Origin of the sequence: Kocuria dechangensis, assembly GCF_014636775.1 — a bacterium.
In the GTDB taxonomy this organism is placed as follows: Bacteria; Actinomycetota; Actinomycetes; order Actinomycetales; family Micrococcaceae; genus Kocuria; species Kocuria dechangensis.
On record NZ_BMEQ01000012.1, the window covers coordinates 23959 to 50412 of the forward strand.

Below are 26454 nucleotides of genomic sequence, written 5' to 3' on the forward strand. Positions count from 1 at the left end.
ACACCGATCAGGAGCAGTCCATGAGTGAGACCACCACCTCCACCACCGGCACCGTCAGCACCGAACAGAACCGCCGGGAGCAGGCCCTCACCGAAAAGGTGATCGCTTCCTTCGAGGACACCCCAGATCCGCGGTTGAAGGAGATCATGCAAGCCCTCACCCAGCACCTGCATGCCTTTATCCGCGAGACGCGCCTGACCGAGGCCGAGTGGGAGGCCGGCATCGCCTTCCTCACCTCCACCGGGAACATCACCGACGACAAGCGCCAGGAGTTCATCCTGCTCTCCGACGTGCTCGGCGCCTCCATGCAGACCATCACCGTGAGCAACCCCGTCGCCGGGGAGGCCACCGAGGCAACAGTCTTCGGCCCCTTCTTCGTCGAAGATGCCCCGGAAATCCCCAACGGCGGGGACATGTCCTTCGGGGCGGCCGGGCAGCCCTGCTGGGTGGAGGGCACCGTCACCGATACACACGGCACCCCGATCCCCAACGCACGGATCGAGGTGTGGGAGGCCGACGAGGACGGGTTCTACGACGTCCAGTACGACGACGGACGAACCACCGCCCGCGCCCACCTGTTCACCGACGAGCACGGGACCTACCGGTTCTGGGGGCTCAAGCCCACCCCCTACCCGATCCCCCACGACGGGCCGGTCGGGGCGATGCTTTCGGCCACGAACAGGTCCCCGGTGCGGGCGGCGCATCTGCACTTCATGGTCACCGCCGAGAACCATCGGAGTCTGGTGACCCACATCTTCGCGGCGGGCGATCCGCAGATCGAGATCGGCGACTCCGTCTTCGGGGTCAAGGACTCCCTGATCAAGCAGTTCCAGGACCAGCCCGCCGGCTCCCCCACCCCGGACGGCCGCGACCTCAAGGACCGGCCATGGAGCCGGGTGCGCTTCGACGTCCTCCTCGCCCCGGCCGGGACGTGAGGGACACGTGAATGCGGCACCCCGTTATCTCGTCACCATGCCCGTCCCGGAGCCCGGACCGTCCCTGCTGGCGGCCTCGGGGGCCGTGACCGTCCTGCCGCAGCCCCCGGACCACGACACCCTGCGCCGGCTGTGCGCCTCCGGGGACTTCGACGTGGTGCTCACCCAGCTGCGCGACGTCGTCGACGCCGACCTGCTCGCCGCCGCGAGGGTCAGGGGCGTCTCCAACTTCGCCGTCGGGTACAACAACATCGACGTCGCCGCCGCCACCGACCGGGGGATCCTCGTGGGCAACACCCCCGGCGTGCTCACCGACGCGACGGCCGACGTCGCCATGGCCCTGGTCCTGGCCACCGCCCGGCGGGTGGTGGAGGGCGACCGCATGGTGCGCGAGGGGCGCTTCGCCGGCTGGGAGCCGGAGCTGCTGCTCGGCCGGGACGTGTCCGGGGCCGTGCTGGGCCTGGCCGGGTTCGGGCGGATCGCCCGGGCCACCGCCCGGCGGGCGCTGGGCTTCGGGATGGAGGTCCTGTTCGCCCCCCGCCCGCCCGGGGACCGGCCGGTCGGCGACGAGGAGCTCGGGGAGTTCGCCGGCCGGGTGCGGCAGGTGCCGTGGGAGGAGCTCGTGGCGCGCAGCGACTTCCTGTCCCTGCACGTGCCGCTGGCGGCCTCCACCCGCCACCTCGTGGACGCGCAGGTGCTGGCCCGGATGAAGCCGGAGGCGATCCTGATCAACACGGCACGGGGCCCGGTCGTGGACGAGGCCGCCCTGGTGGAGGCGCTGCGGGCGGGCCGGATCGCGGGCGCGGGGCTGGACGTCTACGAGGACGAGCCGCGCCTGGCCCCGGGGCTGGCGGAGCTGGCCAACACCGTCCTGCTGCCGCACGTGGGCAGCGCCACGGTCTCCGTGCGCCGGGAGATGTCCCGGCTGAGCGCGCTCAACGCGGTCGCGATCGCCGAGGGCCGCATGCCCCCGCACCCGGTCAACCCGGAGGTCAAATGGTGAGCGGTGTCGCCTCCTGAAGTCTTTCCAGTCGTGGTTTGCAGGTCCCGCCGTCGCTTCGACGGCGGGACCTATTCGCGTCCACGGGGCTGTGCGTTCCCCCGACAACCCGGTGCGTCCATCCGACAGAAGTGTGATCCGGGTCACTACTACTGTCGGAAACAAGCTACCAAGGCCGGACCGGCGAGGGCGCGGCACCTCGGGTGCCAGGCCCTCTCGCAGTCGGGTGGCCTGCCCCGTCCCACTCCACATGACATGGATCGGATACGCCCATGCCTTCGTCTCACGCAACGCCCACTCCCCGGAACAACGTGCTGTCCCTCTTCGACCTCACCGGCGACACGGCCGTCGTCACGGGCGCCGGCAGCGGCCTCGGCCGGGCCATGGCCGAGGCTCTGGCCGAGGCCGGGGCCTCCGTCGGCCTGGTGGACATCAGCGTCGACCGCCTGCAGGCCGTGGCGCAGCAGATCACCGCGGACGGCGGGTCGTGCCTGCCGGTTGCCGCGGACGTGACCGACCCAGGGTCCATCTCGGCGGCCGTGCGGCGGGTCAAGGAACACTTCGGCAACCTGGATGTGGTGTGTGTCAACGCCGGAATCTCCCGGGGCCCGGGCTTCCCCGAGGCAGGTGGCACGCTGGTCGGCACCAGCCCCGGGGATTGGGGTGCTGTCATCGACGTCAACCTCCACGGTGCGTTCAACACCTTGCGCGTCGCCGCCGAGGAGATTTCGAACGGCGGTCGGATCCTGGTGACCGCCTCCACGGCTGGGCTGCGGGCGGACCCCATGGTCGGTTACGCCTACGTCGGGAGCAAAGCCGCGGTGCTCAACATCGTCCGACAGGCGGCCCTCGAACTGGCTCCGCGCGGCATCCGTGTCAACGCCGTGGCCCCTGGTCCGTTCCGCACCAACATCGCTGGTGAGGGAGCCCTGGAAGATCCCGCCCTGGATGCCCAGTGGGCGAAAACGATTCCGTTGGGCCGCATGGCGGAGCCCGAGGAGCTCAAAGGACTCGTGCTGCTGCTGACCTCCAAAGCGTCCAGCTTCATGACCGGTGGCGCGTACGCCGTCGACGGCGGCGCGCTGGCCCTGTCCCACGCCCACTGACTTCTGCCACCACGGACCGACGGGATCGGAGCCACACCACCATGGAGCACACGAACGGCCACGTTCTTGAGGCACAGGCCATCAGCAAGCACTTCGACGGCGTCTTCGCCCTCGACGGCGTGGACCTTCAGATTCGCCCAGGCGAGATCCACGCCCTGCTCGGGGAGAACGGGGCGGGGAAGAGCACCCTGATCAAGGTCCTCACCGGGGTCTACGCCCCCGACGGCGGGCGCATTCTGCTCGACGGGCGGCCCATCGACATGAGGACCGTCAGCGATGCCCACCACGCCGGGGTGGTGGCGCTCTATCAGGAGCTGTCCATCGTCCCCAGCATCACCGTCGCCGAGAACATCCTGCTGGGCAACGACATGCCCACCCGGGGCGGCATCGTCGACCGGGCGCGCCTGCATCGGACCGCCCGGGAACAACTGGAGCGCCTGAATCAGCAGCACATCCCCGTCACCAAGATGGCCGGGCGGCTGACCCCCGTCCAGCAGACCATGGTCGCCGTGGCCCGGGCCATTGCGGTCCGAGCACGTGTGCTGATCCTGGATGAACCCACCGCCTCACTCACCGACCACGAGATCCAGGATCTTTTCCGGGTGCTGCGCACTCTGCGCGAGGAGGGCGTGGCGGTCCTCTACGTCTCACACCGCCTCGAGGAGGTCTTCGCCCTCTGCGACCGGGCCACGATCATGCGCAACGGCCAGGTCGTGTCCACTTCCGACATCGAGGCGACAAGCATCAACGAGGTCATCTCCACCATGGTGGGACGCAGCACGGACGAACTGTATCCCGCCCGGGCCAGCGCCACGGGCGAGCCCGTGCTGGAGGTCGAAGGTCTCACCGGCCGGCGCGTGCAAGATGTCTCCCTGCAGGTCCGGGCCGGCGAGGTCCTCGGCGTCGGGGGCCTGGCCGGTTCCGGCCGCAGCGAGTTGCTCCGCATCCTCGCCGGGGCACAGCGCCGGAGCGGGGGCGAGGTCCGTGTGGCGGGTCGCACCATAGAGCACCGCTCGGTGGGCGCGGCGCTCCAGCAGGGCATCGCCCTGGTGCCGGAGGAACGCAGGAGTCAGGGCGTGGTTCTGTCCCAGTCCATCGCGGAGAACATCGCCGTGGGCAACCTCAGGACCGTCAGCCGGTGGGGTCTGACTAGCGCGTCGCGGGTCAATTCCCTGGCCCGCCGATCCATCGGGGATCTCAAGATCAAGTGCCGCGGACCCCAGCAGGCCGTGGGCCAGCTCTCAGGCGGCAACCAGCAGAAGGTCGTGCTCGCCAAGTTCTTAGCCAGGAGCCCCGACGTGCTGCTTCTGGACGAACCGACCCGAGGCATCGATGTGGGGACCAAGGCCGAGATCTACGGACTGATTCGGTCGCTGGCCGCCAGGGGCACGGCTGTGGTCGTGGTCAGTTCCGAGCTTCCGGAGCTGATCGGGCTGGCGGACCGCATCGTACTCATGCACGAGGGCCGCGTCTCCGGCGAGGTGCCGGCCGACGGGGCCGATGAGGAACAACTTCTCCGCTACTGCTACGGAAGGGCAGATCGATGAGCACCGCTCAGAAAACACCGCTGGACGAGAACGTCCCGCGCGCAACCGCATCCGCCCGTACCAGCCATGTGTCCCGGCACTCAGCCTCGGCACTGCAACTCCTCAAATCCGGGGGAACTGTCCTGGGCTTCCTGCTATTGCTGGCGGCTTTCGGCGTGCTGCGCCCCGAGACCTTCCTGAGCCTGGGGAACATGCGCAACGTACTGGAGCAGGTGGCGATCCTGGCCATCATCGCGGCGGTACAGACCGTGGTGATGGTGGTCGGCGGCTTCGACCTCTCGGTCGGCGCCACCGCCTCCCTGTCCGGGGCGGTGGTCGCCCAGCTCATGGTCAACGGAGCCAACACGCTCACCGCCGTGGCGGCCGCGCTGGCCGTGGGCGTGCTGGTGGGTGCCGTCAACGGCTATCTGGTGGCCTATCTGAAGCTCTCACCCTTCGTGGCCACGCTGGCGACCATGACTTCGGTCTCGGGCATGGCCTTCATCGTCACGGATGGCACCACCCTGTACGGCCTTCCGGAGGGCTTCCTCGGGCTGGGCCAGGGCCGGTGGCTCGGCCTCCCGGTTCCCGTCTTCGTCGCCGTCGGAGTGGCTTTGATCGTGTGGTTCGTCCTGCACTCCACCACCCTTGGACGACGCTGGCACGCCGTGGGCGGCAACGACGAGGTCGCCAAACTCAGCGGCGTGAACGTCGACCGCATGCGGTTCACCGCCTTCGTCGTGGCCGGGCTCGGTTCCTCCCTGGCCGGCCTCGTACTGACCAGTCGCCTGGCCAGCGCGACCGCCACGAGCGGGGATCCATACATGCTGCTCGCCATCGCCGCCGTCTTCCTCGGCATGACGGTCTCCCGCGAGGGAGTCGCCAACATCGTGGGGACGCTGGTCGGCGTCGGCATCCTCGGTGTGCTCAGCAACGGCTTGAACATCCTCGGTGTGAGCACCTACGTCCAGCAGTTCCTGACCGGGCTGATCATCGTCGCCGCCGTCGCCTTCTCCCGGCTCAGCCACAAGCGCACTTCCTGACTGCCCGACAGGCACCCACCACCACACGCACCAACCAGCGACACAAGGGGACAATCCTGTGAAAAGACTCATCGCCGCCCTGGGGCTCCTCGCAGCCCTGCTCCTCACCGGTTGCAGCGGCTCGAACGCAGAGAGTGCCACGTCCGGGGGCGGCACACCGGAGCAGCCGGAGGTGGCCGTCATCACCGGTTCATACGGCACTCCTGCGGCCAAGTACGCGATCGACGCCTTCGAAGAGCTCGGCACCGGCAAGGGCTGGAAGGTCACCGTCTCGGACACGGACTTCGATTTCAACCAGGTCAACTCGCTGATGCAGGACGCAGCCCTGCGGAAGGTCGACGCCATCGTCCTCGGCTTCCCGACCCCCGAGCAGATCACTGTGGGCCTCAAGGCCGCCAACGATGCCGAGGTTCCTGTGTACGTGATCGACGGTGGCACCGCGCCGATGGAGGGAGTCACGCTCAACGTCACCAGCGATTCCGGACAACTGGCCGAGATCAGCGCCCAGGCGCTCCTCGACGCCATGGGCGGGCCCGGCAAGGTGCTGGTCATCGGGCACGACCCCCACCCGGGGATCCGGCTGCGCACTGCCGAAGCGATCGAGTACCTGGAGGCGGCCGGCGCGCAGATCGTGGACGTCAAGCAGGTGCGCGAGCCGGCCTCGTCCCAGGGCGAAGCGCTGAACTTCACCAACGACTTCCTCCAGGCCCACCAGGACCAGGACGACCTCGACGGCGTGTGGGCCGGCTGGGACGCCGCGGCCATGGGTGTGGTCCAGTCGCTGAACTCAGCCGGTCGCACCGAGGTGCCCGTCACCGGTATCGACGCCACCGACCAGGCCGTGGCGGAGATCAAGAAGGACGGGCCCTTCACCGCCACCGTCTTCCAGGACTGGGACGCCATCGTGGGCCGTCTCGCCGAGGTCATGGAGGCCGACTTCGCCGGCACAGATCCCGGGACCAATTTCGAGGAGAAGCCCGGCGTCCTCGTCACCGAGGACAACGCCGAGACTTTCAACCCCTGATCGACCACGGTCCAGGCCCACCATCCACCACCAGCAGAGGAACACCACCCATGCGCATCAACAAGATGTTCGCCCTCGCCGCCACGGCCCTCACGGGGACGCTCACCCTCACCGGCTGCGGCGGCGACGCCGCGGAATCGGCAGCCGACAGCGGCGACACGCCGCAGGTCGCAGTCTTTACGGCCTCCTACGCCACTCCCGCCGTAAAGCTGGGCGTGGACATGTTCGAGGACCAGGCCACCGAGAAGGGGTGGGAGGTCTCCGTCTCGGACAGCGCCAACGACTACAACAAGCTCAACGCCCAGGTCCAGGACGCCATCTCCCGCGACGTGGACGCCATCGTCATGGGCTACACCTCCCAGGAGAAGGCCAGCCTCGGCATCAGGGCCGCCAACGAGGCGGACATCCCCGTCTTCGCCATCGACGCCGGGGTCGAGCCCTGGGACCAGTACACGCTCAACGTGACCAGCGACAACACTCAGCTCGCCACAGACAGCGCCCAGGCGATCATCGAAGCCAACCCCGACGGCGGCCAGGTCCTGCTCATCGGCTGGGACTCCCACCCGGGCATCCGAGCCCGCACGGTCGTCGCCGAGCAGCTCTTCGCGGAGAACGGCTTCGAGGTAGTGGGCAACCACCAGATCCAATCTCCAGCCGCCGCCCAGGAGGAGGCCCTGACCTACGTGCAGGACTATCTCCAAGCCCACCCGGGCCAGGATGCGCCGGAGGGTGTCTGGGCAGGCTTCGATGCCGCCGGCCTGGGCGCCACCCAGGCGATCGAGTCGGCCGGCGCCCAGGACGTCGTTGTCGCCAGCATGAACGGCGACGACTTCGCGATCGAGGAGATCAAGAAGGACGGCCCCTTCGTCGCGACCGTCCTGCAGGACTGGCCCACGATCATCGGCAAGGTGGTCACCTCCATGGACACCTACTTCACCGACGGTTCCCGCCCCGAGACGAACCACGTCGAGGTCCCGGGCACACCGATCACCCGTGAGAACGCCTCCCAGTACTGAGACGGCCCCGGGCGGGCAGTCGGGGCCCGTGCCCTGACTGCCCGCCCCGCCACTCCCCTCCCCCAACACCACGGACGAAGATCCGCTCCAGCCCATCCCGAGCAGCATGGAACATCCAGGAAAAGAGGCCCGTCATGATCGTGCAGGCGGCAGTCATCACCGAACCCGGGATCGTCACCACAGGCCCTGCCGAAGGCGCCTCTTCCCCCGTACAGGAGCCGCCGCCGGGATGGGTGGCTCTGCGCCCCACGGCCGTGGGCATCTGTGGGTCGGACATCCATTACTTCCACGGCGACATCGGCGCACTGACCGGGGAGAGCGACTGGTATCCCCGGATCCCCGGCCACGAGGTCTCCGGGATCATCGAGTCGATCGGCCCCGACGTGACCGATGAGCGGCTGCGCCCCGGCGCGCTCGTGGCGGTGTGGCCGCTGGAGACGTGCGGGCGCTGCTACCCCTGTCTGCGGGGCAAGGAAAATGCGTGCAGCGCCATCCGCATCCTGGGCGTGCACCGCGACGGCGGGATGGCGACCCGGGTGCTCGCCTCGGCCTCATCGGTCTTCCCTGTGCAGGACCTGCCGCCCGAGTCCGCCGCCTTCGTGGAACCGATGTCCGTGGCGATCCACGCTCTGTCCCAGGCCGGTCTGCGGGAAGGCCGCGCAGAGGGTGTGCACCTGCTCGTGCTCGGCGGCGGGCCGATCGGTCAAGCAGCGCTCCTCGCCGCCACCACATGGGGTGCGACGGTCGCAGTCCTTGACCCCAAACCGGACCGGTGGGCCACCGCCGAACGGCTGGGTGCCGTCCTGGCACTGGACCCGGAGGCTCCGGACACCATCACCCGGATCCGCGGGTGGGGCGAGGGCGTCGGCCCGGACATCGTGGTCGACACCACGGGCGTCCCCTCCGTCCTGCAGCTTGCCGCCGAGCTCGTGGCCCCGACCGGGACGGTAGTGGCGGTCGGGCTCACCGGCCGTTCGGCTCCCTTCTCCCCCGGGATCCTCCCGGAGAAGGAGATCACGGTGGTGGGTTCCAGCTGCGCCGCCCGTGCTGACTTCGCCGCGGCCGTCCGACTTGTGCACTCTCGCCCAGACGCAGTCGCCTCCCTGATCTCCCACGTCCTGCCGCTCCATCGCGTCGCCGAGGCATTCGATCTTGCCCAGCGCTCCGACGCCGGGACGATGAAGGTCATGGTGAGCGTGCCCTGATCGGGCGAGCCGAGCTACCCGAGACCCCCACCGGACAGCATGCTGCGCCGATAGCCGGCGGGGGTCTCTCCGGTGGCTTTCTTGAACGTCTGGCCGAAGTGGGAGATGTTCGTGAAACCCCAACGCCGGGCGATGCTGTCGACGGACGCGGTGTGATAGCGGAGGTCGGCGAGGTCCTCGCGGACGCGCTGAAGGCGCACCTCCCGGATGTGGGAGGCCACGGTGGTGTCGGTCCGCTGAAAGAGGACGTGGAGGTATCGGGTGGAGATGAAGTTGGCGGCGGCCACCTGCTGGGGACTCAGCTCGGGATCCCCCAGGTGGTCGTCGATGTAGCGCAGGCACTTGTTCAGGAGCACCTCGGACGCCTCACCCGCCTCGCGGTGGTCCAGCTGCTCGTGGAGCATCTGCTCGACCAGGCCGATGACGTTGTGGGCGACTCGGCCCGGGTTCCTGGGGGGCCCCGTGCGGACACCGGCCCCCAGGTTCTCGAGCATGCCCCAGACCGCCGGTCCGAGACCTCGGCCCCCGTCGAAGGACGTCGCCGTGATCTCACGGACGCTGTCCGCGCCGTCCCGGCAGTGGGCCATGGGAAACTTGATGCACAACGAGCGGTAGTCATCGGAACCCACCAGCGCAACAGGCCGGGAGGAGTCGTAGACGGCGAACTGCCCCGGGGAGATTTTCGTCCGCCGGCCGTCCTGCTCGAGATGGAGCGTGCCCGAGCGCTGGAAGGAGACCACCAGCTCGGGCCGCTCGACCTCGGACACGTGCACCACGGAACGGTGGGCGGCGTGCATCTGGCACGCCATCTCAATGAAGCTCAGCTCAGACAGCCTGCTGCTGCGAATTGTGCCCGAGAATTCCTCCCGCCGCGACAAATCCATCTCGAACGGCAACAAGGAGCCAGTCACCAGGAAACGCCACGAAGCGCCTCCGACGGCGGACTCCGCCACAGGATCCTTTGTCCGTACCACGATGTACTCCACCCCCGCCGGACGGCTTGCCGCCCGGATCTGCTCGATAACTATGTAGATAGTGTGTTTTGTGTCACTCCACCTTGCGGAGAGGTGGTGCGCATGTCAACGTCCGCTTCCGTCTGTGACGGGTGCATGTCCTGTGAAGAACACCTCCTACAACCGGATGGCCGGCACGGCGGCGCGCACTCGAGCGGCGTCGAGCCGGATGTGCTCGGGCGTCAGCTCGTCCAGGGTCCGAACACCCATCAGCGACATGGTCCGGCGCATCTGCCCCTCGAGGAGCTCCAGGGTGCGCCGGACGCCCTCGAGACCCCCGGCCATGAGCCCATAGAGGTAAGCCCGGCCCACAAGGGTGAAATCCGCGCCCAGCGCGAGGGCTGCCACGACGTCCCCGCCATGCATGATGCCCGTGTCGAGGATGATGGTCGTGCTTCCACCGAGCCGCTCGGCCACCTCGGGCAGCAGTTGGAGCGGAACGGGTGCCCGGTCCAGCTGTCGGCCTCCGTGGTTGCTGAGAACGATGCCGTCCGCTCCGTGGTCCACGGCACGCACGGCGTCGTCGACGGACTGGATCCCCTTCACCACCAGCTTTCCGGGCCACTGCTGCCGCAACCAGTCGAGGTCCTCCAGGGTGAGCGTGGGGTCGAACATCGAGCTCATCAGCTCGGAGACGGTCCCGGAAAATCGGGAGAGAGACGCGAAGCTGAGCGGCTCCCGGGTGAGGAAGTCGAACCACCACTCTGGTCGCAGGGATGCATCCAGGATGGTTGACAGCCCCAGGGCCGGCGGGATGCTCATGCCGTTGCGGACATCACGCAGCCTGTCGCCGCCCACGGCGGTGTCCACGGTGACGGCCAGCGTCCGATAGCCGGCGGCAGCGGCGCGGTGCACAAGCTCCGTCGACCGTTCCCTGTCGGTCCACAGGTACAGCTGGAACCAGTTGTCGCCTTCGGGAGCCACTGCGGCCACATCCTCCAGGGAGGCCGTGCCCATGGTGGAGAGGGTGAAGGGGATGCCGTACTCGGCCGCCGCGCGCGCGCCGGCATACTCCCCTTCCGACTGCATCATCCTGGTGAACCCGGTCGGGGCGATCCCCACGGGCATCCGCGCCGTTCGACCGAAAATCGGGGCGCAGAGATCGATCTCCTGGACGTCGCGCAGTACCCCGGGGCGGAACTCGAGGTCCCTGAACGCCGCGCGAGCCCGGGCGAGTGAGATCTCAGCATCGGCCGCCCCGTCAACGTAATCGAACGGTGCCCGCGGCGTCCGGCGCTTGGCCATGGCGCGCAGGTCCCAGATGTCGGCGGCCCGACGCAGGCGCTCCTCCCGTCGCAGGGCGGGGCCGCGGAAGCGGACCAGGGGGGCGAAGTCCTGCACTCGGGGCACCCTCCGCCTCAGGGCGTCGGGCGTGCTGGCTGCGCTCATGGATGCTCCCTCACTCATTACCGGCTCTCGGCAGGTCCACAGCATAGGTGTGACACAGGACACATTTACCTCGCGGGAGCGCACCGCTTTGTCGTTTCCGCGCACGGCGCGCGTGACCGCTTCACCCCGGATGCCGACGAGGACGCACTGCACGGCATCGACAATCCGGTGCGCCCGGGCGAGATGTGTGTGATCCACAGCACAGCTAGCGTCTGGGTCACACCACACGGACCCCGCCGATCAGCGGCTGGCGCAGATTTGCGGGGGCAGCTGTGGTCCCCAGAACGTCTACTCGACAAGGACGACATCCCCATGACTTATCTCGTCGGCTCCCATCACGTGACCCTCTCCGTGGGCGGGGCGCAGGAGGACGTGGACTTCCACACCAAGGTCCTCGGCATGCGCTTCATCAAGAAGACCGTGCTCTACGACGGGGCGACCCCGATCTACCACTTCTACTACTCCAACGCCGATGGCGATCCCTCCTCGGTGGTGACCACCTTCCCGTGGGCCCAGGCCGGGCTCTACGGCAGCCGCGGCACCAACCAGGCCCGCGAGGTGCTGCTGGCAGTGCCCGAGGGCTCCTTGGATTTCTGGTCCAAGCGCCTGACCTCCTACGGGGTGGAGAACGTGCAGGTGGAGATCTTCGGGGAGCGGCGGGTGGCCTTCCTCCACCCGTGCGGGCTGGAGTACCAGCTGGTGGGCACCGCCAAGGATCCCCGCCGGGGCTTCACCGGCCACGGTGTGCCGGCAGAGGCGGCCATCCACGGCATCCACGGGGTGGGCATCCACGTCTACGACGCCGACCGGATGGTCGACTTCGGCAACGAGGCGTTCTTCTCCCGCGGGGAGATCTCCGAGGAAGGCGACCGCGCCCGGTTCCAGGTCGGCAAGGACGACTACGGCAACTTCATCGAGCTCACCGGCAACCGCACCGACGCCCAGGGCACCTGGCGCTACGGAGCCGGCACCTACCACCACTTCGCCTGGAACCTCGACACCCTGGCCAACCAGGAAGAGGTGAAGTTCAACATCGAGGGAGCCGGCTACACCGACATCTCCGAGCTCAAGGACCGGACCTACTTCAAGTCCCACTACGTGCGCACCCCCGGCGGGGCGCTGTTCGAACTCGCCGTCACCCACGACGACGGCGGCTGGGACTGCGACGAGTCCCCCGAGGAGCTGGGGCGGGCGTTCATGCTGCCCCCGCAGTTCGAGCACGAGCGGGAGAAGATCATGGCCCAGCTCGAGCCCGTCAGCGTCGACGAGGACTGAAACCCACCGCGCCCGGCGGCGTGCCCCCGCCAGGGGCGCGCCGCCAGGGTCGCTCCCGCGCCGGGACGACACTTGAATGACAGGAGGTACTGTGCCGCCCAACATGCACCTGACCCACGAGCCCGTCCACCATGGGACACCCCTGGAGTCGGCGGCCCTGGTGGTCTACGCCATCCATGGGCGGGGCCAGTCCCCCGCCTTCATGGCCGAGGTCGCGGACCGTGTTGGCCTGCCCGGCGTCGCGTGGATCCTGCCGGCTGCCCATGAGGCCAGCTGGTACCCGCAGAGCTTCCTCGCCCCGCCGGAGGACAACCAGCCGGCCCTGAACGACGCGCTGGCGACAGTCCGGGAGCAGCTGGCATCGTTGCTCGCCCAGGAAGGGCCACCGGTGGTGGTGCTGGGCTTCTCCCAGGGCGCCTGCCTGCTCTCCGAGTACTTGTTGCGCGACCAGCCGCACCTGGCCGGGGCCGTCCTGCACACCGGCGGCTACCTCGGCCCCACCGAACGGACCTGGGTGGCCTCGCCCGGACGCGGCCTGTCGGACCTCGTGGTGGAGCTGTTCACGGCCCAGGATGACGCCTGGGTCCCCCTGCACCGGGTGGAGGCGACCAGCACCGCGTTCCGCTCCCTGGGCTGCACCGTGGAGCTCACTGTCTACGACGACCCCGACCACCACTTCAACGACGACTCCATCCGCATGATCCGCCGCTATCTCCGACGCCGCACGGCCCCTCCCACCGAGCCCTGAGCCTCGGCCCAAGACACTGCACGGGATCGACACCTACCTGCACTGTTGCGGGATGTATGTGACCCCAGTCACACCTACCGTGGAAGCAACGCAGGGCACAGAGCCCCTTTCGAGCACCCGCTGACAGCCACACAACTCCTTTCGAAGGGATCCAACATCATGACCGACACACTGGTTGAACAGTCCGCAGGCCTGCACGTGAGCGACCAGTTCGACGCCCTCATGGGACGCCTGGACGAGATCTTGCCCCTGATGAAGGACAGCGCCGCCCGCAACGAGGAACAGGGCCGGCTCACGGACGAGGTCGTCCAGGCCATGCACGAGACCGGTGTGTTCCGCATCGGCATTCCGAAGAACCTGGGCGGCTACGAGTTCTCCCCGCGCCAGGTGATCGAGACCCTCGCCAAGGTCTCCTACGCCGACGCCTCCACCGGCTGGGCGCTCATGGCGCTGCAGATGATCTCCGGCACCACGGCCGCCTACCTCGGCAAGGAGGCCGCCGATGACCTCTTCCCCGACGGGCAGTACTCCCTGATCGCCGGGCAGGGCACCCGTCTCGGCAAGGCTCGCAGGGTCGAGGGCGGGTACCGCATCACCGGCCAATGGTCCTTCGCCTCCGGCATGCACCAGGCCTCCCACATCCACACCGCCGCCCTCGATGAGGAGGCCGGCAAGGCCTACGTGTTCACCTTTCCCAAGGAGCAGGCCACGCTCGTCGACAACTGGGACGTCATGGGCCTGAAGGCCACCGGCAGCATCGACTACAGCACCGAGGACCTCTTCGTCCCCGATACCCACGTCTACGACGTCGCCACCATGCACCCGCTCAACGGCGGGGCGATCTACCGGATGGGTCTGGCCAACATGTCCGGGATCTGCCACACCGGGTGGGCACTGGGCCTCGGACGGCGCCTGCTCGACGAGATGCAGGCCCTCGCGCAGAAGAAGACGGGCACCCCCGGCGCCTCGGTGGACACCCAGCAGTTCTACGCCGAGTACGCCCAGGCGGAGGCCAAACTGCGCGCCGCCCGCGCCTGGGCCATGGAGGTCTGGGCGGACAACGAGGCGACCCTGGACCAAGGCGAGCTGCTGTCCACCGAGCAGGAGACCCTCACCCGGCTCATGCTCAACAACACCACCTGGTCCGTCCACGAGGTCTGCATGACGGTCTACAAGTGGGCGGCCACGGCGGCCTTGCGCTCCGGGGACCTCCAGCGGGTCTTCCGGGACATGCACGCCGGCACCCAGCACGTCACCTCGGGCCCGGTCGTGCTGCAGAAGTGCGGCAAGAAGCTCGCCGGTCTGGCTCCCCACGCCGAGTGGGTCTTCATCGATCTCGTCGACAAGAACCCGACTGATACCCAGGAGCAGGCGGGCTGAGCGCCCGCCCCGACCACGGATTGGACGATGTCATGATGACGATCCCCAAGACTCCCCAGCACAACGCGCCCCGTCCCGATGCGGCGGAGATGTCGGCGGACTTCCGAGCCGCCTTCCGCAACCACCCCGGCGGCGTCGCCGTCATCACCGCCGACGCCGGGGACGGCCCCGTCGGCCTCACCGCGACCTCCGTGTGCTCCGTGTCGATTGACCCCCCGGCCGTGGCCTTCTCCCTGTCCGGGATCTCCTCCGCAGCACCCGCGATCCGGCGTGCGCGCACGGTGGTGATTCATCTGCTGGACGCCGACCAGCTGGAACTGGCCCGGACGTTCTCGACCAGCGGCATCGACCGGTTCGCCGACACGTCCACCTGGTCCCGGCTGCCCACGGGCGAGCCGTATCTGCTGGCAGCGGCAGCGTGGATGCGGGGGGAGATCACAGGCACCCTCGACGTCGGCGGCTCCGCGGTCACTGCAGTGCGCGTGCTCGAGGTGTGCCTGCGTTCCCCGGACGACGAGACCACCCCACTGGTCTACTGCAACCGCGCCTGGCACCGCCTCGGCCCCGGAACGGCCGTCGCATGACCGCCCGCACCGACGACAGTCCCGTCCCTCCGGCATCTCGAGGAGAGTTCATGCCCGTTCCCCATCAGGACACGACCATCCCGGCGGTAACGTCCCGCCGCGGCCAGTTCTGGGTTCCCGGCGACACCGTGGCCACCAGCACAGGCACCGCCCAGCGCGGCCCCATGTTCGTCCAGTGGGAGGCCCCAGAACCGCTCACCGGCAAGCGTCCGCTCGTGCTCGTCCACGGCGGGGGCGGCCAGGGCACGGATTGGCTGGGCACCGTCGACGGGCGGCCCGGCTGGGCCCACCGGTTCGTGGAGGCCGGGTTCCCCGTCTATGTGGTCGATCGTCCGGGCCACGGCCGCTCCCCGTACCACCCAGAGGTCATCGGTGAGATGGGGGCCCCGTTCAGCTATGAGGCCGCCGTGGGCCTGTTCGCCCCGCCGGAGCGCGCCGAGGAGCAGTCCGCATGGGCATGGGGTCGCGACCCCGGGGACGAGGGCCTGGACCAGCTGGTCGCGGCCTTCGGTCCGCTGCCCGCTGACCTGGGGTACTCGCAGGAGCTCGACGCCGACCGTCTGTCGCGGCTGCTCGATCGGATCGGTCCCGCCATTCTCGTGACCCATTCCGCCGGTGGCCCGGTGGGATGGCTGGCAGCCGACCGACGGCCCCAACTCGTGAAGGCCATCGTGAGCGTCGAGCCGATGGGCCCGGCCTTCGTCGAATTCCCGGGCATGGGCGCACTGGAGTGGGGCCTCACCGCCGCACCCGTCACCTACGACCCGCCGTTGGAGAGCGCGCAAGCGGTCCGCGAAGCGGAACCGGAGACCCGGAGGATTCCCGGACTCGAGAACACCGCGGTGCTCATTGTCACCGGTGGTGCCTCGCCCTTCGCGGACTTCGCCGACGAGGTGGTGACTTTTCTCCAGCACGCAGGGGCGTCCGCCGAGCGGATGCATCTACCGGATGAGGGCACCCACGGCAACGGACACGGCTTGCTCATGGAGGCCAACGCAGAACAGGCATGCGCGCCCGTGATCCGGTGGCTGCTCCACTGGGACGAAAACGACGTCTGAGCCATCTCGCCGCAGAACGCTGGGCCACAACGTCCGAAGCCATGGAGCGTCCCGCCCTGCCCTCAAGGGCCAGCCCCAGAGCGACTCGTTCACTTCAGGTGTTAGGACGGTGTATGGACAAGAGGGGTGGGAGGCGCTGAGCGACCCCCACCCCTCTTGCCCTGGCCCTGCTTCCACTCCCTGGGCACTCTTATGAGCCGCCCGGTCCGCGCACTGTACCGGGCACCACTCACGTCGCCGGCGGCGACCACGCTGGCGGCGAGGTAGTAGCCGCCGACCTTGGATTCGTCGACGAACACGTGGGAGTGGGCGGGGTATTCGGGCACCGGGAAAGACTATCGGCGCCCCACCCGCGCTACGACACATCCTCCCCTGACCGTCCACCACGGGTAACAGGGCACTCATCGCCCCGGCCTGACGGGTTGAGGCATCGGCCCGTTGAGCCCTGCGGTGCTTCCGAGGTCAGGGGGTCGGCGGCGAGCTCGGCCCCCGTCTGGCCGCAGATCGGCGGGAGTACCCCCGGTCGGCGGAACGGGGACACTCCGGGCGAAGGATATGCGCTGACCAGGTGCAAGGCCGGGAACCCGCGAGGGAGCCAGCTCCCGGCCTTGCGGCCCGGGGCGGCGGCCCCGGACCCCGCGATGCTACCGCACAGTAAATATGGCATGTGCCACACCAGTTCTCCCTGGTCCGCACAAGGGCCACCGCACCCCACCCCACGAAGGACAGGGATGCTCCTCGGGGGCCCGTGACGGACCCGCGGGCGGATACAGATACAGGTGGTGGATCGCCGGGGACGGCCACCCGAATGCAGCGCACGGGTGTTTCCGCTCCTCACGACCAGGGCGCAACCCCCACCACAGCGGTGAGGCCCCACCCTCACCTGCGCCCGGCCTCCGGAAGGGGTCCGGGCTTACGTGGATCCCTCCGCCCGGGGTGCTCGCCCCCGCGTCGGGCCACCACGGTGGGCCCTGGACCCTCCTGTGGCCACGCGGGCTGCGCTGCAGGTCAGGGCAGGACGGGATGGCCGCAGGCACTAGCATTTGCAGATGCCACCCCTGGTCCCCGGGGTGGTGCCCCCGCCGTTGGAAGAGCCCCGCCGTGGACCCAGTCGTTGCCCTCCCCCGCCTCGTCAGACTCCAGTTCCACGAACTGTCCTTGCGGGGCCGGGTCGTGGTGAGCCAGCTGCCGCAGACCCTCACCACCGTGCTGATCTATCTGAGCATGGCGGTCTTCCACGCCCCGCTGCTGGCCCACCCGCTGGTGCAGTGGGCCGGGGTGCTGACGGTGGTCCTGACCGTGGTGTGCGCGGCCGTGCCCTGGGACCGGTTGCCCTACCGGTCGTTCCTGGTGGTGCCGGTGCTGGACTTCGTGCCCATCGGGCTGTTGTTCGAAGGAGTGTTCCCGCAGATGCTGGGGGTGCCGCTGCTGGCGGCCTTCCCGGTGCTGTGGCTGGTCGCCTCCGCCCAGCTGCCCCGCACCGCGGCCCCGCTGGGGGCGCTCTTGACCCTGGCCATGCTGTGGACGCCACTGGTGTTCCGCCCCGGACCGGTGACCATCCCCGCTGTGACCGGTCCGTTGTTGATCCCGGTGATGATGCTGGCCATCGGTCTCATGGCCCAGGTGCTGACCAACAGCATGGAGGCCAAGGACGCCCAGTTGCGCCAGCTGCTGGCCGCCGGGGCCCGCCGGGAGCGGCTGCTGGACACCGTCTTGGACGCCGTCGACGTCGGGGTCCTGGCCATCGACAGACACGGCCATGACATCCTCATGAACCGCCGGCAGCGCCGGATCCGCCTCCTGGGGGTGCCCGCCGGCCTCGAGGACGCCCCCGAGGCAGAGCTGCTGGTCTTCGGCCCCAATGGCGATCATCCTCTGCCCCCGGACCAGCGCCCGGTATCCCGGGCCGTGGCCGGGGAGGCGTTCTCCAACCAGCTCATCCGCATCGGCCCCCCTCCGGCCCAGCGGGTGCTGTCGGTCTCCACGCGCGTGATGACCGACGAGCACTTCATCCGTGAGGGCACCGTACTGTCCTTCCACGACGTCACCGACCTGGTGGAGGCCCTGAGAGCCCAGGACGAGTTCGTGGCCGGGATTTCCCACGAGCTGCGCACCCCGCTGACCTCCATCCGCGGCTACACCGAGTTGCTGGCCATGGACGAGCACCTGCCCGCCCACGTCCACGCCGGGCTGGAAGTAATCGAACGCAACACCGAGCAGCTGCTGAACCTGGTCACCGACCTGCTGGACACCCACCGCACCACCGTCGGCATCCACCGGGTCCGCCTCGATCTCGTGCCGCTGCTGGAACAATCCACCGCGGCCGCCCAGCCCCACGCCGCCCAGGCCGGCATCACCGTCAAGACCTCGGCACCGGAGTCCCTGCTGGTCGACGGTGACCCCGTGCGCATCAGCCAGGTGCTGGACAACCTGTTCTCCAACGCGATCAAGTACTCCCCTACCGGCAGCACCGTCTTCGTCGTGGCCACCTCCACCGGCCAGGGCGCACAGATCCAGGTGATCGACCACGGACCCGGCATGGACCCCGCCGACACCACAAAGGTCTTCGACCGGTTCTACCGCAGCCCCACCGCCCGCATGAGCACCATCCCGGGCCTGGGGATCGGACTGGCCCTGAGCAAGGACATCATCGACCAGCACGGCGGCACCATCACCTGCCACAGCACCCCGGGCGAGGGCACGGTCTTCACCATTACCCTCCCGGCCACACCCCCCACCGGACCCGACCCCCTCACCGGGAATCCACCGCACAACGCCCCCAGCAGCCCCGAGACCGCCACCAGCGATACCTGATCTCCCCGCTTCCTCCCTCTCCCGCCGGGACCTGGTCAGGCATCCGCATCCGGCCTCTGTCCCGGCCCGTGTCAATGGCGTCATGCCCTCTTACATCAGCGGTCGGTGCGGTACTTGGTGAGCTTCTCCTCGTCCACGGCGGTGCCCACGCCGGGCACCTGGGGGACGCGGATCCGGCCCTCGGCGATGACCACGGGCTCGGCGAGGAGGTCGTCGGCCATGTCCAGGAAGTTGGACAGCTCCCCGGCCCGCTTGGAGGTGTGGGCGAAGGCGGCGCCGAAGACCACGGAGGCCACGGTGCCGACCTGCGTGTCGATCTGGTTGCCGACGTAGACGTCCACGCCCATGCCCTCGGCCAGACCGACGATCTTCGCGGCCTCCGTGAACCCGGAGCGGGCGGTCTTCACCGCCAGCAGGTTCGCCCCGCCGGTGAGGATCTCCCGGGCGGCCTCCCCGAGGTTCGGCGCCGACTCGTCGGCGGCGATGGGGATCATCGACTTCTCCACGAGCCGGCGCCGGCCGAGCACCTCGCGGGCGTCGTCAGGCTCCTCGAGGAACTGCAGGCCCAGGTCATTGGTGCGGCGCAGCACCTCCATGGCCTCGTTGGCGGACCAGCCGCGGTTGGCGTCCATGTAGATCTCGGCGTCCTCGCCCAGACCCTCGCGCAGCACGCGGGCGGCCTCGACGTCGAGGCCGATCGGGTGCCGGCCGGTCTTGAGCTTGAACGTGGAGATGCCGTAGGTCTCGCGGAACTGAACGGCCAGGTCCAGCAGCTCGGCGGCCGGCTTGAAGCCCAGCATGTGGGAGACCCGCATGGAGTCGGTGAACCCGCCCAGCAGCTTGGTCACGGGCCGGCCGAGGGCCTGGCCGATGACGTCCCACAGGGCGATGTCCACCGCCCCCTTGGCGGTCTCGTTGTGGACGGTGCGGGCCATGACGGTCTGCGCCTTCTCGCGGTCGAAGACGTCGAGGCCGACCAGCTGGGGCGCGAAGATGTCCTGCACCACCGCCACGATGGACTTCTGGGTCTCGCCGTAGGTGTAGGGCCGCGGCGGGGTGTCGGCCGTGCCCACGATCCCGTCGTCGGTGGTGACGCGCACCAGCACGTGGTCGGCCTCGTGGACGGCGCCCGAGGCGAAGTGCAGCGGATGGACGTAGGGGATCGAGTAGGGGATCGCCTCGATGGTCGCGATCTTCATGGGCGGGCAGGCCTTTTCTCGTCGGATTGCGGGACGGGGGGCGAGGGTTGTGAGGCTGGGGTGGGCGAACAGGACATTTGGGCGGGTTGATGGCTGCCCTCGGGGCGCACGGATCCCGAGGACAGCCGCCGGCACCGACTTGCCGAGATCCGGCAGCGGAGAGAGCTCCGGACTGAGCCGGCCGCTACTTGGTCTGGCCCTCCTTGGCGAGGACGTAGTCGTAGACGACCTCCTCGCCCTCCCCGCCGTCGGTGCGCGGCTTGGGATCGAGCATCAGCTCGGGCTTGACCGCCGAGGCGATGTCGTCCTCGTTGTGCGGATCCCCCGGGAAGTACAGCTGCTGGGTCACCAGCTGGTAGCCCGGGGCCGAGACCTTGATGTGGATGTGCGCCGGACGCCACGCGTGCCACCCGGCCGCACTGATCAGCTGCCCGCAGGCCCCGTCGGTGGGGATCTGGTACGGGGCCGGGCGCTTGGTGTTGATCTCGAAGTAGCCGTTCTCGTCGGCCTTCACCGTCCCGCGGAACAGCCACTCCGGCAGCTCCGGGGCGTACTGGGAGTAGAACCCGTTGGCGTCGGCGTGCCAGATCTCCACCTGCGCGCCCTGGATCGGGTTGCCGTCAGTGTCGGTGAACCGGCCCTTGAACAGCAGCGGGGTGCCCGGCTCGTCCTCGCGCATCTGGAGGGTGCCCGGGGTGGGCAGCACGGGAGAGTTCGGCACGTAGTAGGGGCCCTCGATGGTGCCGACGGCACCGGGGCGCTCCTGGGAGTTGATGTCCTCGATGGTGTGCTCCAGCCACACGTCCAGGAACAGCGGCCACTCCCCGTCGGTGCCGACCTTGATCAGCCACGCCTTCAGGGCGTTGTACTCCTCGTAGGTGACCTGGTGCTTGACCGCGATGTCGTTGATCGCCCTGATCGCCTCACCGGCCAGCAGCGACACGCGCTCCTGGGGCACCTGAAGCTTGGCCAGCTTGCCCGAGGCGGTGAACCGCTCGGTGGCCTTGGTGCCGGCCTCGACAGCCGTGCCCTCGTTCTCCCTGCGGGTTTCCGCCGAGCTCTCGGCCTGGGTGTTCGTCATGGTTTCCGCACTCCTTGTGGTCTGTCGTTGGATAAAGGTGTTGTCGTCGCGACGGGGAGGTCATGAGAAGGGCCAGCCGTGACGTTCGATGGTGCCCCGCGGCCCCAGGCAGAAAGTCCCGGGGCCGCAGGGAGTCAGGGTGACGCCGGGTCAGCGGTCGCGGACGGCGTTGCCGAAGCCGGTGGTGCGGTCGCGGTCGCGCTGGAGGTAGGCGTTGACGTCGGAGCCGTCGAAGAGGTCCGGGACGGTCCAGCCGTCGAGGTCGTACTCGGCCATGCAGTCCTCGACCATTCCGTGCATGGTGTCGGTGGTGCCGTTGTGCATGGCGTTCATGAGCATCTCCACGCGCACGTTCTCGTGGTTGCCGGAGTAGTTGCGCTCGTAGAGCTCGTGGCGGCCGCCGAACTCGGAGCCGATCGCGTCCCAGAGCAGCTTCATGAGCTTGACCCGCTCCACCGCGGTGATGCCGTTGGAGCCGCGCACGTACTTGTCCAGGTAGGGGCGGATCTCGGCGTTCTTGAAGTCCAGGGAGCCGGAGGGAAGGTAGATCAGCCCCGAGGCGACGTCCTGTTCGATGATCTCCTTGATCCGCGGGTAGCCCTGGGCCATGAACATCCGGTAGGCCAGCCCGTAGTCCATCTTCGGCAGCACCGACCCGTTGGGACCCTCGTCGGGGTTGAGCATCATCGCGTCGACCAGGGCCCAGAACAGGTTGCGCCAGCCGATGACCTCCCCGGCCCGGGCCTGCACGCCGCGGAAGTCGGCGGTGCCGCCGATCTCCAGGGCCTTCAGCAGCAGCCCGGCGATGAAGTCGAGTTTGACGGCCAGGCGGATGCAGCCCTGGAAGGTGAAGCGCTGGATGAACCCGGTCTGGGGCATGAACCCGTTGATCTGCTCCGGGTCCCCGTAGGCGAAGATGTTCTCCCAGGGCACCAGGACCTTGTCGAAGATGAACACCGCGTCGTTCTCGTCCAGCCTCGAGGACAGCGGGTAGTCGAAGGGGGTGCCGGTGACCGCGGCGTTCTGGGCGTAGGAGGTCCGCGAGATCAGCTTGATCCCCGGCGCGTCCATGGGCACGGTGCAGATGATCGCGAACTCGGGCTTCTTGATCGGCAGCCCGTAGTGGGAGATGAAGTTGAAGTTGGTGATCGCCGAACCGGTGGCCACCACCTTCGCCCCGGAGACGATCACCCCGTTGTCGGTCTCCTTCTCCACCTTCATGAACACGTCGGCGACCTCGTCCGGGGGCAGGTGCCGGTCCACGGGCGGGTTGATGATCGCGTGGTTCCAGTAGGAGACCTTCTCCTGGGACTCCTTGTACCAGCGCTGAGCGTTCTCCTGGTAGGGGGAGTAGAACTCCGGCATCGACCCGAGGGTGCCCAGGAAGGCGGCCTTGTAGTCGGGGGAGCGGCCCAGCCAGCCGTAGGTCATCCGCGCCCAGGTCTCGATCGCGGTCTTCGACTCCTTGAGGTCCTCCACCGAGTGCGGGACCTTGAAGAAGGGGTGGGTCTTGCCCCCGGAGCCGGTGTCGGTGTCCGACAGGAGCTTGTCGGAGGTCGCGGGGTCGTGGAAGCCGTCGTAGAGGCGGGCGACCATGCGCACCGAGTTGCGGAAGGCCGGGTGGGTGGTGACGTCCTCCACGCGTTCACCGTGCAGGTAGACCTCCCGGCCGTCCTTGATCGACTCGATGTACTCGTCGCCGGTCATCGGCAGCTGGGGGTTGGCCGGGGTGGTGCGCTCGGACATGTCGCCGGCCTGGGTCTGGCGGTCGGTCTGCGGGGTGGTGGTCATGGTCTCGTCTCCTTCGATGAGAGTGGTGCGGTGCTGGTGAGAGGTGGTGGGGCGGGGGTGCAGCAGCTTCCGATGACGGGAAGGCTCCCGCGGACGGCGGTGGGTCAGAGGCAGGGCAAGGGGTCAGAAGGACGGGAACGAGGTGGCACCCTCGAACCAGCCGGTGGCCAGGCTGTCGCCGCAGGCCTCCCAGGGGCTGCCGCCGGAGAAACGGCCGACCTCGCGGAACTTCCCCGAGACGAACAGCAGCGGGTCGACGTCGTTGATCTCCAGGGCCACGACCTCGCCGATGACGATGAGGTGGTCCCCGCCGTCGTAGATCTTCCAGGGCTTGCACTCGATGGTCGCGGCGTTGCCTTCCAGCACGGGGATGCCCTCTTCGGAGCGCCAGGCGGGGGCGTCCTTCATGGGCTTGCCGGCGAAGTGCAGGCAGGTCGCCAGCTGGTCGGCGGCCATGATGTTGATCGCGAACGGGGCGTCTTCCAGGTACTGGGAGGCCTTGTTGCCGCGGATCAGGGTGACCTGGGCCAGCGGCGGGTCCAGGGACACCGCGGTGAAGGCGTTGACGGTGGCCCCGTGCGGGGTGCCGTCGGGAGTCCGGCAGGTCACCACGGTGACACCGGTGGCGAACTTCCCGAACGCGTTGCGCAGCGCCCGGGGATCGACAGCCTGCTCGATGGGCGCCGACTGGTCGGTCGCCGTGGTCTCGCTCATGGATACGTCCTCCTCGTACTGCCCGCATCAGTGCGGGGTAGTGGAAGTGGTGAGATAAAGGCAGCCGGTCTGCCGCCACAGGCCCTTCATGGGGGTCGTTGCGGGTGAGATGATCTCCGGCCGGTGCCTGTGGGCGCCTACGGCTGGAACGGCGGGATCGTGCACTCGAGCGCCGAGCCGAAAGCTGTCGGTGATCAGCTGGGTGGGCCAGGGCTGTGAAGCCGTTAGCTTCTCGTCGAGATCACTGGGCTGACGATGACCACGGGGATCATTGGGTCACGTTGTCCGGCTGACATCGATCGAGGTGGGACCCAGAATCCTCCTGGATCGTGCGCCGGAAAGCGGTGAGCTGAAGTCATGCCAAAAGTGTCTTGACTCACATGCGCGGCGCCCAGGCCATGTCCCCTGGGGGACAGCCGGTGTCCCCTGGAGGTCATCGCGATATCCCCCGCCACCCCATTGAGACGACAGGAGAATTGATGTGGCCCGGCCTACGCCTCAGTGGCGCGTTGCAGCTCCGAGGGGGTGACGCCGGTGCGGGCCTTGAAGGACCGGGCGAAGTGCGACGGCGAGGCGAATCCGCAGCGGCGGGCGATCTGGGCGACCGGCGTATGAGGTTCGGAGACCAACAGGGCTTCGGCCGCCTGCAGCCGGTGAGCCAGCAGGTGCTCGGCGAATGTCTCCCCGCGAGCGGCGAACAACCGGGCGAGCTGACGTTCACTCACTCCCGCAGCTGCCGCGACCTGAGCACGGTTCAGCGAGACGTCAGCGAACCGGCGGTCGATCTCCTGGAGAGCCCGTCGGTATGCCGAGCTGTGGTCTGTGCCGATCGCCCGGACCAGCAGCTGCTCCACCAGGGCCAAGGCCTGTTGTTCCACCCGGTGGGGGTCCTCCTGGGGTCGGCGCAGGGCCGAGTTGATCAGGGAGGCCAGGCTCGTGGCGGCAGGGTCCTTGCCGGGGGTGCCCGCCCCGGTGGCGAACTCGAAGACCACCGGTTCCTTCAAAGGCTTCCCACGGGACAGCCGCACGTACTCCTCATGCGGAACGGTGAGCACCAGTTCACGCACGCCGTAGGAGAAACCGCGCACGAACGGCTGATCCGCGTCGTAGAGCACCGCCTGGCCGGCCTTGAGCATGATCATTCCCGTGGAGTGGTAGAAGAAGGCCTCCCCACCCAGGGCGAAGAACATCGCCACATCACCGGTGGGACGCTCAGCGATCATCCGCTCCGACCGCTCCACGATCTGGGAGGAGCCCTTCACCCGGGCGAAGCGCAGAGCCGGGAAGTGGAGATTGATTTCCTCGGCCACCAGCGGTGAATTCTCGAGGGTGCGGATGTCCAGGCCGATGAGCGCCTTGGCGTTGTGCGACTCCCAGTGCTCGATGCGGTGGCTCGCCGGGATCTGGGCGGTCGAAAAACTCAGCAGCCTCGAGGAGGAAGGGGCGTCCTGAGGCTCCGCCACGATCTTGTCCCTCCTTCGACGGTGTGAGGCACAGCACTCCAAGTAGTTATAGGAAGTGTAAATGGTCCCATCCCCTGCAAAATCGACCGGATCAGGTGCGTCCCCCGCCGCGCGCACTCCGCTCCGGACGCCCTTCTGTCCTGTGATGAGCCCGGTGCGAGAGTGCCTGATCCGGACGAGGGATCGGGGGGTGTGGGGGGAATGACTGGTCCCTCCAGCGTCGGTGACCGTCTTGATTAGCCTCAGGCCCCTCCGGTGGGCTCGGTGGGCTCGGTGGGCTCGGTGGGCTCGGTGGGCTCGGTGGGCTCGGTGGGCTCGGTGGGCTCGTCGTACAGTTCCAGGAGAAACATCCGCGAAGGGCGGCACAAGGATTGGACTGCCCAGAGAATGTGAGGACTCATCATGCGAGCAGATTTCGATCCCCATGAGATGTCGTCGCGGGATTTCTACCGGCTGTTGACGGCGGTGGTGGTGCCGCGGCCGATCGCCTGGGTTTCCAGCACGTCCGAGACCGGCGTGGACAACCTAGCCCCGCATTCCTTCTACACGGTCGCCTCCGTGAACCCGCCGATCATCCAGTTCACCTCGGTCGGGGAGAAGGACTCCTTGCGCAACGTCCAGGCCCGGGGGGAGTTCGTCGTGAACCTCACCCCTGCCTGGTTGTTCGAGGAGGTCAATGCCACCGGCACCGACTTCCCCGCCGAGGTCAGTGAGTTCGACGCGGTCGGGCTGACCCGGGAGCCCAGCGCCACGGTGGGGCCCCCACGGGTCAAGGAGTCCCCGGTGGCCCTGGAGTGCCGGCTCCACCGGATCCTGCCGATGGGCGATTGCACCTTGGTGTTCGGGGAGGTCACCCATGCCGCGGTGTCTTCTGAGGTGCTGGAGGGCCCCCATCCGCGGATGGACCTGCTGGAGCCGCTGGCCCGGCTGGGCCGCAACGAGTGGGGCACCACAGGTCCCATCCGTGAGATCCGTCGGATCAAGGCCGCGGACTGGCCGGGTCATTTCAAGGGCAAGGACGGACAGGCATCCTGACCCCGTCGACGGCCCAGGGGCGCCCGGGATGATCCCGGGCGCCCCTGGTCGTCAA

Annotated in this window: 22 protein-coding genes; 15 read left to right on the forward strand and 7 right to left on the reverse strand. The window is 68.5% G+C overall.

The features are described from left to right. Nucleotides 1–20 precede the first annotated feature (20 nt). The 8 genes from IEW07_RS11740 to IEW07_RS11775 all read left to right on the forward strand — a co-directional run bounded on the left by IEW07_RS11740 (nucleotide 21) and on the right by IEW07_RS11775 (nucleotide 8855). Nucleotides 21–935 carry a hydroxyquinol 1,2-dioxygenase gene (locus IEW07_RS11740; protein ID WP_188537448.1) on the forward strand — a complete coding sequence of 305 codons (915 nt, stop codon included), beginning with the start codon at nucleotides 21–23 and terminating at the stop codon, nucleotides 933–935. Nucleotides 936–972: 37 nt separating this feature from the next. Next, the gene (locus tag IEW07_RS11745) at nucleotides 973–1938 is read left to right on the forward strand and encodes a 2-hydroxyacid dehydrogenase (RefSeq protein WP_188537450.1); all 966 of its coding nucleotides are present in this window, start codon (nucleotides 973–975) and stop codon (nucleotides 1936–1938) included. Nucleotides 1939–2207: 269 nt separating this feature from the next. Further along, nucleotides 2208–3041 carry an SDR family NAD(P)-dependent oxidoreductase gene (locus IEW07_RS11750; protein WP_229741805.1) on the forward strand — a complete coding sequence of 278 codons (834 nt, stop codon included), beginning with the start codon at nucleotides 2208–2210 and terminating at the stop codon, nucleotides 3039–3041. 41 nt (nucleotides 3042–3082) lie between these two features. Next, the gene (locus tag IEW07_RS11755; RefSeq protein ID WP_188537452.1) at nucleotides 3083–4588 is read left to right on the forward strand and encodes a sugar ABC transporter ATP-binding protein; all 1506 of its coding nucleotides are present in this window, start codon (nucleotides 3083–3085) and stop codon (nucleotides 4586–4588) included. Beyond that, nucleotides 4585–5610, forward strand: a complete 1026-nt coding sequence (locus tag IEW07_RS11760) for an ABC transporter permease (RefSeq protein WP_188537454.1) — start codon at nucleotides 4585–4587, stop codon at nucleotides 5608–5610. Before IEW07_RS11755 ends, IEW07_RS11760 begins: the two co-directional genes overlap by 4 nt. Before the next feature lie 58 nt (nucleotides 5611–5668). Then, nucleotides 5669–6634, forward strand: coding sequence for a sugar ABC transporter substrate-binding protein (locus IEW07_RS11765; protein ID WP_188537456.1), 966 nt, complete (start codon nucleotides 5669–5671; stop codon nucleotides 6632–6634). 50 nt (nucleotides 6635–6684) lie between these two features. Beyond that, the gene (locus IEW07_RS11770; RefSeq protein WP_188537458.1) at nucleotides 6685–7650 is read left to right on the forward strand and encodes a sugar ABC transporter substrate-binding protein; all 966 of its coding nucleotides are present in this window, start codon (nucleotides 6685–6687) and stop codon (nucleotides 7648–7650) included. A gap of 233 nt (nucleotides 7651–7883) precedes the next feature. After that, complete coding sequence (locus IEW07_RS11775; RefSeq protein WP_188537460.1) at nucleotides 7884–8855, forward strand: zinc-dependent alcohol dehydrogenase; 972 nt, start codon at nucleotides 7884–7886, stop codon at nucleotides 8853–8855. A 14-nt stretch (nucleotides 8856–8869) separates the two neighbouring features. On the opposite strand, the gene IEW07_RS11780 is transcribed toward IEW07_RS11775, so the two are convergent. Together IEW07_RS11780 and IEW07_RS11785 are read right to left on the reverse strand one after the other, a co-directional pair. Next, a complete protein-coding gene (locus IEW07_RS11780; protein WP_308738229.1) occupies nucleotides 8870–9841 on the reverse strand; it encodes an AraC-like ligand-binding domain-containing protein in 972 nt (323 codons plus the stop codon). A 144-nt stretch (nucleotides 9842–9985) separates the two neighbouring features. Next, entirely contained in the window at nucleotides 9986–11275 is a 1290-nt protein-coding gene (locus IEW07_RS11785; protein ID WP_308738230.1) for an alpha-hydroxy acid oxidase, read from the reverse strand. Between the two features lie 294 nt (nucleotides 11276–11569). Between IEW07_RS11785 and IEW07_RS11790 the strand changes: the two genes are divergently transcribed. The 6 genes from IEW07_RS11790 (at nucleotide 11570) to IEW07_RS11815 (ending at nucleotide 19116) form a co-directional block, all read left to right on the forward strand. Then, complete coding sequence (locus IEW07_RS11790) at nucleotides 11570–12532, forward strand: VOC family protein (protein WP_188537467.1); 963 nt, start codon at nucleotides 11570–11572, stop codon at nucleotides 12530–12532. Nucleotides 12533–12623: 91 nt separating this feature from the next. Continuing rightward, nucleotides 12624–13280, forward strand: coding sequence for an alpha/beta hydrolase (locus IEW07_RS11795; RefSeq protein WP_229741806.1), 657 nt, complete (start codon nucleotides 12624–12626; stop codon nucleotides 13278–13280). Between the two features lie 159 nt (nucleotides 13281–13439). Beyond that, complete coding sequence (locus IEW07_RS11800) at nucleotides 13440–14660, forward strand: acyl-CoA dehydrogenase family protein (RefSeq protein ID WP_188537471.1); 1221 nt, start codon at nucleotides 13440–13442, stop codon at nucleotides 14658–14660. 35 nt (nucleotides 14661–14695) lie between these two features. Beyond that, a complete protein-coding gene (locus tag IEW07_RS11805) occupies nucleotides 14696–15244 on the forward strand; it encodes a flavin reductase family protein (RefSeq protein WP_229741807.1) in 549 nt (182 codons plus the stop codon). A gap of 50 nt (nucleotides 15245–15294) precedes the next feature. Further along, a complete protein-coding gene (locus IEW07_RS11810; RefSeq protein WP_188537475.1) occupies nucleotides 15295–16302 on the forward strand; it encodes an alpha/beta fold hydrolase in 1008 nt (335 codons plus the stop codon). Nucleotides 16303–17403: 1101 nt separating this feature from the next. After that, entirely contained in the window at nucleotides 17404–19116 is a 1713-nt protein-coding gene (locus tag IEW07_RS11815; protein WP_188537477.1) for a sensor histidine kinase, read from the forward strand. 95 nt (nucleotides 19117–19211) lie between these two features. Here the strand turns inward: IEW07_RS11815 and IEW07_RS11820 are convergent, their stop codons facing one another. From IEW07_RS11820 to IEW07_RS11840, 5 genes are all read right to left on the reverse strand, one after another. Next, nucleotides 19212–20315 (reverse strand): mandelate racemase/muconate lactonizing enzyme family protein, encoded by a 1104-nt coding sequence (locus tag IEW07_RS11820; RefSeq protein ID WP_188537479.1) that lies wholly within the window; start codon nucleotides 20313–20315, stop codon nucleotides 19212–19214. A gap of 184 nt (nucleotides 20316–20499) precedes the next feature. Then, complete coding sequence (gene catA, locus IEW07_RS11825; protein ID WP_188537482.1) at nucleotides 20500–21396, reverse strand: catechol 1,2-dioxygenase; 897 nt, start codon at nucleotides 21394–21396, stop codon at nucleotides 20500–20502. A gap of 150 nt (nucleotides 21397–21546) precedes the next feature. Continuing rightward, entirely contained in the window at nucleotides 21547–23187 is a 1641-nt protein-coding gene (locus IEW07_RS11830) for a 4-hydroxyphenylacetate 3-hydroxylase family protein (RefSeq protein WP_188537484.1), read from the reverse strand. Between the two features lie 123 nt (nucleotides 23188–23310). Then, on the reverse strand, nucleotides 23311–23901 hold the full coding sequence (locus tag IEW07_RS11835) for a flavin reductase family protein (protein WP_188537486.1): 591 nt from the start codon (nucleotides 23899–23901) through the stop codon (nucleotides 23311–23313). Between the two features lie 491 nt (nucleotides 23902–24392). Then, nucleotides 24393–25364 carry a helix-turn-helix domain-containing protein gene (locus IEW07_RS11840; protein WP_229741808.1) on the reverse strand — a complete coding sequence of 324 codons (972 nt, stop codon included), beginning with the start codon at nucleotides 25362–25364 and terminating at the stop codon, nucleotides 24393–24395. Between the two features lie 402 nt (nucleotides 25365–25766). Here IEW07_RS11840 and IEW07_RS11845 point away from each other — a divergent pair, with 402 nt between their 5' ends. Beyond that, nucleotides 25767–26399, forward strand: coding sequence for a flavin reductase family protein (locus IEW07_RS11845; RefSeq protein ID WP_188537490.1), 633 nt, complete (start codon nucleotides 25767–25769; stop codon nucleotides 26397–26399). Nucleotides 26400–26454 lie beyond the last annotated feature (55 nt).